Annotated in this window: 7 protein-coding genes, 1 tRNA gene and 1 pseudogene; 3 read left to right on the forward strand and 6 right to left on the reverse strand. The window is 46.0% G+C overall.

The features are described from left to right. A pseudogene (locus LAY41_RS28775) lies at positions 1 to 2,034 on the forward strand (hypothetical protein); the annotation flags it as partial. 174 nt (positions 2,035 to 2,208) lie between these two features. Here LAY41_RS28775 and LAY41_RS28780 read toward each other — a convergent pair. From LAY41_RS28780 to LAY41_RS28790, 3 genes are all read right to left on the reverse strand, one after another. Further along, positions 2,209 to 2,415, reverse strand: a complete 207-nt coding sequence (locus LAY41_RS28780) for a hypothetical protein (RefSeq protein ID WP_249105574.1) — start codon at positions 2,413 to 2,415, stop codon at positions 2,209 to 2,211. A gap of 122 nt (positions 2,416 to 2,537) precedes the next feature. Continuing rightward, positions 2,538 to 2,610 (reverse strand) — tRNA-Arg (locus tag LAY41_RS28785). A gap of 32 nt (positions 2,611 to 2,642) precedes the next feature. Continuing rightward, on the reverse strand, positions 2,643 to 4,148 hold the full coding sequence (locus tag LAY41_RS28790; RefSeq protein ID WP_249105575.1) for a site-2 protease family protein: 1,506 nt from the start codon (positions 4,146 to 4,148) through the stop codon (positions 2,643 to 2,645). 3 nt (positions 4,149 to 4,151) lie between these two features. Here LAY41_RS28790 and LAY41_RS28795 point away from each other — a divergent pair, with 3 nt between their 5' ends. Beyond that, positions 4,152 to 4,808 (forward strand): MBL fold metallo-hydrolase, encoded by a 657-nt coding sequence (locus LAY41_RS28795; protein ID WP_249105576.1) that lies wholly within the window; start codon positions 4,152 to 4,154, stop codon positions 4,806 to 4,808. Positions 4,809 to 4,902: 94 nt separating this feature from the next. Next, positions 4,903 to 5,496 (forward strand): Uma2 family endonuclease, encoded by a 594-nt coding sequence (locus LAY41_RS28800; protein ID WP_249105585.1) that lies wholly within the window; start codon positions 4,903 to 4,905, stop codon positions 5,494 to 5,496. Positions 5,497 to 5,541: 45 nt separating this feature from the next. On the opposite strand, the gene LAY41_RS28805 is transcribed toward LAY41_RS28800, so the two are convergent. The 3 genes from LAY41_RS28805 to LAY41_RS32670 all read right to left on the reverse strand — a co-directional run bounded on the left by LAY41_RS28805 (position 5,542) and on the right by LAY41_RS32670 (position 8,649). Next, positions 5,542 to 5,910, reverse strand: a complete 369-nt coding sequence (locus LAY41_RS28805; protein ID WP_249105577.1) for an aspartyl protease — start codon at positions 5,908 to 5,910, stop codon at positions 5,542 to 5,544. Continuing rightward, on the reverse strand, positions 5,907 to 6,227 hold the full coding sequence (locus tag LAY41_RS28810; RefSeq protein ID WP_249105578.1) for a hypothetical protein: 321 nt from the start codon (positions 6,225 to 6,227) through the stop codon (positions 5,907 to 5,909). The genes LAY41_RS28805 and LAY41_RS28810 overlap by 4 nt, the downstream gene beginning before the upstream one ends. Before the next feature lie 250 nt (positions 6,228 to 6,477). Then, positions 6,478 to 8,649: a methyl-accepting chemotaxis protein gene (locus tag LAY41_RS32670; RefSeq protein WP_249105579.1), complete on the reverse strand. Its 2,172-nt coding sequence runs from the start codon at positions 8,647 to 8,649 to the stop codon at positions 6,478 to 6,480. Between the last annotated feature and the right edge of the window lie 184 nt (positions 8,650 to 8,833).

Below are 8,833 nucleotides of genomic sequence, written 5' to 3' on the forward strand. Positions count from 1 at the left end.
AAGTTGATTGCTGAACTTAAAGGTCATCAGGGTTATGTCTGGAGTGCCAACTTCAGTCCCAAAGGCGATCGGATTGTGACTGCTTCCAGGGACAATACTGCTAGGGTGTGGGATTTATCGGGAAAGTTGATTGCTGAACTTAAAGGTCATCAGGGTTATGTCTGGAGTGCCAACTTCAGTCCCAAAGGCGATCGGATTGTCACCGCTTCCAGAGACAAGACTGCGAGGGTGTGGGATTTATCGGGCAAGCAATTAGCCCTCTTCAAAACGCATCAGGATTCTATCCGCAGTGCCAACTTCAGTCCCGACGGCCAACGTATCGTCACCGCCTCATTCGACAGAACCGCCCGGGTGTGGGATTTATCGGACAAGCAACTAGCTCTTCTCAAAGGTCATGAGGATTTTGTGGTGAGGGCTAGTTTTAGTTCCGACAGCCAACGTATCGTCACTGCTTCAAAAGACAAATCTGCCCGTGTGTGGGATTTATCTGGCAAGCAACTAGCTCTCCTCAAAGGCCATGAGCGTTCTGTCTGGAGCGCCAGTTTTAGCCCGGATGACCAGCGCATCGTCACCGCCTCAGAAGACAAAACCGCCCGTGTGTGGAACTTATCCGGTCGGCAACTAGCCCTCCTCAAAGGCCATCAGGGTCCAGTGAATAGTGCCAGTTTTAGCCCGGATGGCCAGCGCATCGTCACCGCCTCAGACGACAAGACCGTCCGTTTATGGGGCTTGTCCGGTCGGCAACTAGCCCTCCTCAAAGGCCATCAGGATTCAGTGAATAGTGCCAGTTTTAGCCCGGATGGTCAGCGCATCGTCACTGCCTCATCCGATAAGACAGCCCGTGTCTGGGATTTATCTGGTCAGCAGCTAGCTCTTCTCAAAGGCCATGAGGATATTGTGCTGAGCGCGAGTTTTAGCCCGGATGGCGGCAAATACATCGTCACCGCCTCCTATGACAACACCGCCCGTGTGTGGGACTTATCCGGTCAACAAATACGACAACTCAAAGGGCATCAAGGTACTGTCAACAGCGCCAACTTTAGTCCCGATGCCAAACGCATCGTTACCACCTCATTAGACAACACCGCCCGTGTGTGGGATTTATCGGGTAAGCAACTAGCCCAACTCGAAGGGCATGAGAATTATGTCCACAGCGCCAGTTTTAGCTCGGATGGTGAACGCATTGTCACCTCCTCCGCTGACAAAACTGCCAAAGTTTGGAATGTGGAAAGCGTTGGTAACTTGGATTTACTGCTAAAGCGAGGTTGCAAATGGTTAAACTATTACCTGATTGTCAATCCCAAGGAATTGCAGACACTAAAAGTATGCCAAAACGAAACTAACAAGTTGGCAGCAGCAGAAGTTATGGTGAAGGATGGTGAGGAAGAAGCGAGAAACGGCAATATCGATGTCGCCGTCGATAAGTTCAATCAAGCCTTTGCATGGAATGCCAGGTTAAAGAAATTTGACCCAAAAACAAAAGCGCAGGAATTAAAAGAAGCTACGAATCTAGTTAAGGATGGGGTGAAGTTAGCCAAGGATGGCAATATTAAGGATGCGGTTGCGGCTTTTCAAAGCGCATTGAAACTAGACCCCAGCTTAGACTTTAAACCAGAAGAAGAAGCTCGACAAATATTAGCTTCTGCTTTAATTGAAAAGGGAAATAGGTTTGTAAAACAGCGCCAGTTCAAAGATGCGATGATAGCCTTCACCCAAGCCGAAAAGCTCGATTCAAAACAAATATCTGCTGATTCGTGGTACGATCTCTGTGATCAAGGTACTTTCCGAGGCAATGCCACCGATGTTAAGTTTGCCTGCGAAAAAGCTGTAGCCCTTAACCAAAATTATCGCCGGATGCGCGGTATTAACAGGGCGCTAACTGGCAACAAAAAAGGCGCGATTGAGGATTTGGAGGCAGTTGTTGTTTCTATTAATGATAAGAAAGATCGATTAAAAGTGCAAAGTTGGATTGATAGTTTACGCGCTGGGAAAAATCCGTTTACATCTGAAGAAATTAAGCGTTTACGGGGATAGGACGGGCGGGACGCCCATCCTACAAGAAAGAAGTTGTAGGATATTTTTGGGTTTGGAAGTGATTTGCACAAGATGCGATTTGAGGATACGGATATGGCTATAGCGGTTCTCAAGTAAGTGAGGTACGTAGTTGGGCTTTAGCCCTCTTAATTTAGTGGTTATATAAGCTGTCAGTCATACCTCATCTACCTGAGAAGGGCTATATACAAAGCTATTGACTTCGCTGTTAGCCCGCCTGCGATTCAAATCGCAGGCGGGTGTGGGTGACACCACTAATCTTTGAGTCCGTTTTAACTCAATATGTTGTTGAGCTTGGACGCTATTTTCAAGAGCGCTGAAGCGCAACAACGTACCAATTTCAAGAGCGCTGAAGCGCAACAACGTACCAATTTTCAAGAGCGCTGAAGCGCAACAACGTACCAATTTCAAGAGCGCTGAAGCGCAACAACGTACCAATTTCAAGAGCGCTGAAGCGCAACAACGTACCAATAATTGAGGAAAGACGAGCGCGGAGGGATTTGAACCCCCGACCCTCAGGACCGGAACCTGATGCTCTATCCACTGAGCCACGCGCCCTTACATTCCCAAATTATAGCATATCTAAACGCTCACATATTCAATAGATGGATCAGAAAACTGGGAGCGGGCAAAATGACGATCAGCAAGAGGCCCAGCGCCGCTAAACCCCAGAAGTCGCGTTGGTTGTCGAGTTCACTGACATCGTTCAAAGCCGGTTCATCGCTTATGGGTATTAAGAAGAGGAAAATTGCCCAATATAAATAGTAGGGCGGAATTAGAGAAACTCCTACCAACCAAGGCATCAGAGAAGCTATCAGCAGTAGGAATCGGGCAATTTGGGCAATGGAAGCGGCTTGTCGTTGCCCAAACATGGCATGGACAATATGACCGCCGTCGAGTTGGCCCACGGGCATCAAGTTGAAGGCAGTGACGATTATGCCCAAAAATCCTGCTACTGCGACGGGATGGAGATCGATCGCTTTTTCTGCTGTCAAAGCACTGCCTAGCGCCAATTTACTCAGCAAAGTTAGCAATAGGGAAAACGTGGGGTTGAAGGCGTCGAAGTTCAATATGACCGCCTTATTAGACAGAGGAACTACAGTAGAATTGGCTAGACCCCAAATCAGCAAGGGTAAAGTCGCCACGAAGCCTGCGAAGGGCCCAGCAATTCCCACATCAAACAAAGCTTTGCGATCGGGTAGTAGACTACGCAGCTGAATAAACGCCCCAAAAGTACCTGGAAAAAACGGCACGGGTATAAAATAGGGCAGAGTCGTGCGAAGTTTATAGAACCTCCCCGTTAGGTAGTGACCCATTTCGTGGATGCCCAGAATAGCCATCAGCGCCAAAGCATAGGGCAGTCCTTTCAGCAGAACGGCTGAGTTGGATTCCACTGCTTGCCGGGTTACCCCTGCTATTTGGGCTCCAACTAAGAGTGTAGTGAATAAGGTTGCCGCCAACAGTCCTAAAGCCAAACCGGGTCGCGTCAAGACTTCCCTGTTGCGCTTAGCGTCTGAGTGGGCTTGGGGATTGGGAACTAGGGCAAAAAAGGGATTGGAGTTGAAACCTTGTTGAAAGATAATTAGGAAGCGATCGCCAAATTTGGCTTCAATATTCTCCCTGATAGTCTTGTATGCCACTTCCGGTTTGGTTCGCAGGTGTCCCCGGCAAATCACCGCTTGGGGTCGAAACTCCAGATTTTGCAGGTAGTAGACTCCCCAGGGGAAACACTCCCGCAGCTGGGTTTCTTCCTCCTTATTGATGGGACGTACCTTAGCTGCCCCATTATCTGAGTTAGCCGTCTCTTGTGAAGCTGCGGTATCCGAACTCTGAAGTACTGGCGGTTTAATGTCTTTACGCCCTCGCTGAATCAGCCAGCAGTACAAAAATATGCTGATTCCGAATACCCCAATCATCAAAACGACTGGCATAGGTTTATTTTTGCCATATACCCAGATCCACCCAGTCCATGCGAACGGCGGTATCATCATGGCCAGCCACAGTATCCAGACCGGCGTTTTAGTGATATCGGCCACGCTGCGCTTCACAATGAAGTAGGTAGCCAGTCCCAGTAGTACAAGTAACAATATATTCATCTTATGCCCAAACAACCACGGGCTGTCTTGGACACTATTTTTGCCTTTCCACCCAATCGAGATACGTTGGGAGCAACAGCCTATCTTATTGTAGAAAATGAAACCAATATTCTGGTTGATTGTCCCGCCTGGGATGAGGAAAATCAGAAATTTTTACGCGATCGAGGTGGTGTATCGTGGTTAGTTATCACCCACCGAGGCGGTATTGGCAAGGTGGAGGAGATTCAGCGGGCTTTTGGCTGCAAGGTTTTGATTCAAGAACAGGAAGCTTATTTGTTGCCGAAACTGGAAGTCAATACGTTTGGGTCAGAATTCAGCCTTACGCCCCACAGCCAAGTTATTTGGACTCCGGGCCATTCTCCCGGTTCTTCTTGCCTTTATTACAGTGCTTTTGGTGGCGTGTTGTTCTCTGGGCGTCACTTATTGCCTAATCTGGAAGGCTTACCCGTACCGTTGCGGACATCGAAAACTTTTCATTGGTTGCGACAAATTCGCAGTATTGAGTTATTGTTAGCACGGTTTTCGCCAGAAACGCTTAATTTTATCTGTCCGGGTGCCAATACTGGGTTTCTGCGGGGGAAGAGGGCGATCGATCGAGTTTATCAGCACTTGGTTAGTTTGGATTTAGATGCTTTACTTTTGGCGAAAGCTGTGCTTTGAGGTGCTTGAGAAACCCGGTTTCTCCAAGAAACCGGGTTTCTCGCTCAATGATGCGATCGCTCATAATAAAACTAACCTCGTTGCCAATACACCGATGGAAACACTCACTCTCAATGTACCACCCGCAGTAGGTCTGACAGACGAGCAATTTTATCAGCTATGTCTGGCTAATCAAGAATGGCGCTTAGAACTAACTTCTGAAGGAGAATTGATTATCATGTCCCCAACTGGTGGCGAAAGCGGTATTAGAAATTCTGGCTTGAACGCTAAAGTTTACATTTGGAACGATCAAACTAAGTTAGGAAAAGTCTTTGACTCTTCAACTGAGTTCAGATTACCTAATGGTGCTTATCGTTCTCCCGATGTTTCTTGGGTGACAAAAGAACGCTGGGAAACATTATCCCGCGAGGAAAGGCGGCGCTTTCCTCCCCTATGTCCCGACTTTATAATTGAATTGCGTTCTGAAACTGATTCCTTATCCAAATTACGCACAAAAATGCGCGATTACCTCGCCAACGGTATGCGTTTGGGTTGGTTAATTGACCCTCAAACACCGTTAGTGGAAATTTATCAACCTGGTACAGATGTAGAAACTATCAATTTCTCTTTGGAACAGCCACCGACGCTTTCTGGCGAAGATATTTTACCTAGATTTATTTTAGATTTAGGGCTAATTTTAAATATTTAAACTTATTCCATAGTCAGCACTTGCAACACTAAGAAACCGGGTTTCTTATCCCAGGGTCAACATTCCCTGTGGGGAATCTACCACTAATCTCATATTTGTAAGCCATTGCAAACCGAGCAAAGGTTCGGGAATTCCCGCACCAACATGAACGGGAATAGTGTATTCAATTCCATCTAGTAATATCTTTCCTTCATAGATAGTAAAAGTGTCCTCCCCCTGTGCTGTTCGCATAGTTCGATCGCGGACTATCACAGGCCAACCTAAACTTTGTGCGTCTTGGGTGTCTATGGCTAGATAGCCAGTAGTAAATCCAGTATCTACTAATACATCAACTGGAAGCACATCTCCATCGGCAGCAATCAAATCAATCTCAAAAAATAGTTCGCCAATCTCACCAAATTTACCATAAATCATATCATGCCGCAGGCTCCTGTGTCGTTAATGCGAAAAGTAACAAGCCAGTCTGAAGGGTACTTTTGACGAGCTTTTTCAACGGCAAGATTTTCATCGGGATCGATGAAATAATCGCCACTATTTGGTTCTATAATCATAAACCAGTTATAATGGTCTGCTATTAACTCATCGCGCCATCGTTCAAAAACTGGACGAGTTCGCTGATAGCGTGCTTTTCGTTCGGCTTCGCTTCGTGCTAGTTCTTCCGGCGGTATAGTATATTCTGGGAAAATTCTGCCTCGACGGATGGGGCGCTTGGTGGGTTGTTGAGTCGTCATCGTTGTTGTCCCCGTTCAATATCGAAGGATATTTTAATTATATCAAATAGAAGATTTAAACCTGTATTTTAGGGTAGGTATAGCAACCGCCAAGGCGGTTAGGACATTCTCAATTCCCGAAACCGTTCGGCTGAGTTTCGACAAAGACTTCGGCGTGAGCGCGGAAGTTGAGCTTTGTCGAAACTCAGTCGAACGCTTGCCGAAGTGTCACGTCGAAGCCTAGCAAGAAAGCCCCTAGTCCCTAGCTATATCAACTACCAGCCACTTTAAAACGAGATATTTCCTGCCGTAAGCCTTGTGTGGCATTTTTCAATTGTCCCAGCGAACTGTTAATCTCGCGAAAAGACTCGGCAGTTTGCGAGGAATCTTCGCTCAATTGCACCATCGCATCGTTAATTTCCTCTGCGCTTTGCGACTGAGCTTCCATGCTGTTACTCACCGCTTGAAAGCGGGGAGTTAAGGATTGCACTTGTTCAATAATCAACTCTAATTTAGTGCTGATATTATGCACAACTTCAACGCTCTGTTTCACTTGATTGGTGAAATTATCCATTTCCGTCACTCCACTGGAAACCGCCGCTTGCATCTGTTCAACCATATTTTCGATTTCGAGGGCGGCAACGCCTGTTTGATCTGCTAGGCGGCGAATTTCTCTGGCTACCACAGCAAACCCCAGCCCATACTGACCAGCTTTTTCCGCTTCAATTGCCGCATTGAGGGAAATTAAATTAGTTTGGTCGGCTACTTTAGCGATGGTGGTGAGGATTTTGTTGATGTTATTGGCTTTTTCGTTAATCGTTCCCAGTTTCGTGGAGATTATACCCGTTGCATCCACCAATTTATACATAGTTGTTTCCATGTACATCAAGTCTTTTTTGCTCTCACCAGCTGCCTGGGCTGTTGTTTGTTTAACTTCATCCATCGTCTCAATCAGCGATCCGGAGGTGGCAACAATTACCTTAGCCGTAGCGGCTACCCGATTGGTGGAAGCTATTTGTTCTGTCATTGTAGCTTCCAGTTGTTTACCCTCAGCAGCGATTTCGGTGGTGGTGGCGGTAATTTGAATTATGGATTTCTGCACCTGAAGGATTAAGGAATTCAGATTATCAGTCATATTTTGAAAGGAAACCAGTAACATCCCAATTTCATCTTGGGTATTTGTGACTGGCACTACGGTTGTGAGATCGCCCTCACCAACTTTTTGGGCACAATTAGCTAACCGCTGTAGGGAATTTGAAAACGTTGCCGCGATGGGAATAGCGACTAACCCTGCTAATAAGGCAATTCCTGCGCCGATTCCCCACCCAGCCAACCTCAGTATATTCAAGGTTTTTTCTACTTCTGTTGTGGGTTCCCCCGCATAAGCAATTCCAACGGGTTGTGCTGCTGCCGGATTAAGTTGTTTCCGATGGTCATAAATGGGACTGTAGCCGGTGAGATAGTCAATACCAATAATATTGGCCAAGCCTATAAAAACTTTTTTCTGATTTAAAACTGTTGTTGCTACCTCGCGAGAAACTCGTGTTCCGATCGCTCTAGTTGTTTGATCGGTATAAGGAACATTAGTGCTGATTCGCCAATCTTGGGCAAACAGGGTAGCAGTACTTACTCCTACTTCTTGTTTGAGGCGATCGACAATCTCAAAATTACGATTGAGCAGCGTACCAACAACGATCGTTCCTACCAGCTTCCCTTTTACCTGTATCGGGTGAACCGCTACGATCGCTAAGCCAACTTTTCCTTCGTCAATATCATAAACTCCTTTGGAAAAAGGTTGCTTTGCTTCAGGCAATCCTTCAATTTTCTGCGCTCTTATCCCAATATTTGCTTGTTGTTCTAAACCTAAACGTTTTAGCCACTCACTCTTGAGCAATTCAGCGCCAGAGAGAGAACGTCGATAATTTATAGCATTTTGTAAGATGGGAATATCCCCCAACTTAATACCGATGGGTAACGACACGGGACTAAATTCCGGCTTCTTCAGATCCTGTTTCGGTAGAGACGGATAGCTGGAAAAATTATCTCGCACCTGTTGTATATATTGAGCAACAGTTTGACCTTGGGCATCTGTAATCAAGTAAAAACTATTATCTGTACCAACCCGAACATAATTAGATAATAGTTGGCTAAGTGCCGTAAGCTGTTGGAGGTTGCTCAAATCCCCTGCCTGCGACTCTATAAAAATTGCTAAATTTTGGGCTTCTAGAGCCACCTTTCCTTCAGTGTCATTAAGTTTGCTTTCTAGGGTGTTTAACTGGATGCCTAACGTTACTTGTAAATTTTGAAGCAACCTCGTTTGTGCAAGGCTGATAATACCTTGAGTAGCAACAAAAGTAGGCACGATAGCTCCTGCCATCAACAGCAGGCTGATTTTCTTACGGAAACTTAAGTTATTCCAAGCCCGATCCAGTTTCTGAAGCATAAATCAAGGTCGGCCTCTAAAACGATATAGTAAAGTGCTGAGTGCTGAGTACTTTGATAGCTCTATACTGTCCTAACATATACGACGGCTATAGAACTTCTATCAAAATAGTCATTAGTCATTAGTCATTAGTCATTAGTCATTAGTCATTAGTCATTAGTCATTAGTCATTAGTCATTAGTCA

The organism is Argonema galeatum A003/A1 (genome assembly GCF_023333595.1).
In the GTDB taxonomy this organism is placed as follows: Bacteria; Cyanobacteriota; Cyanobacteriia; order Cyanobacteriales; family Aerosakkonemataceae; genus Argonema; species Argonema galeatum.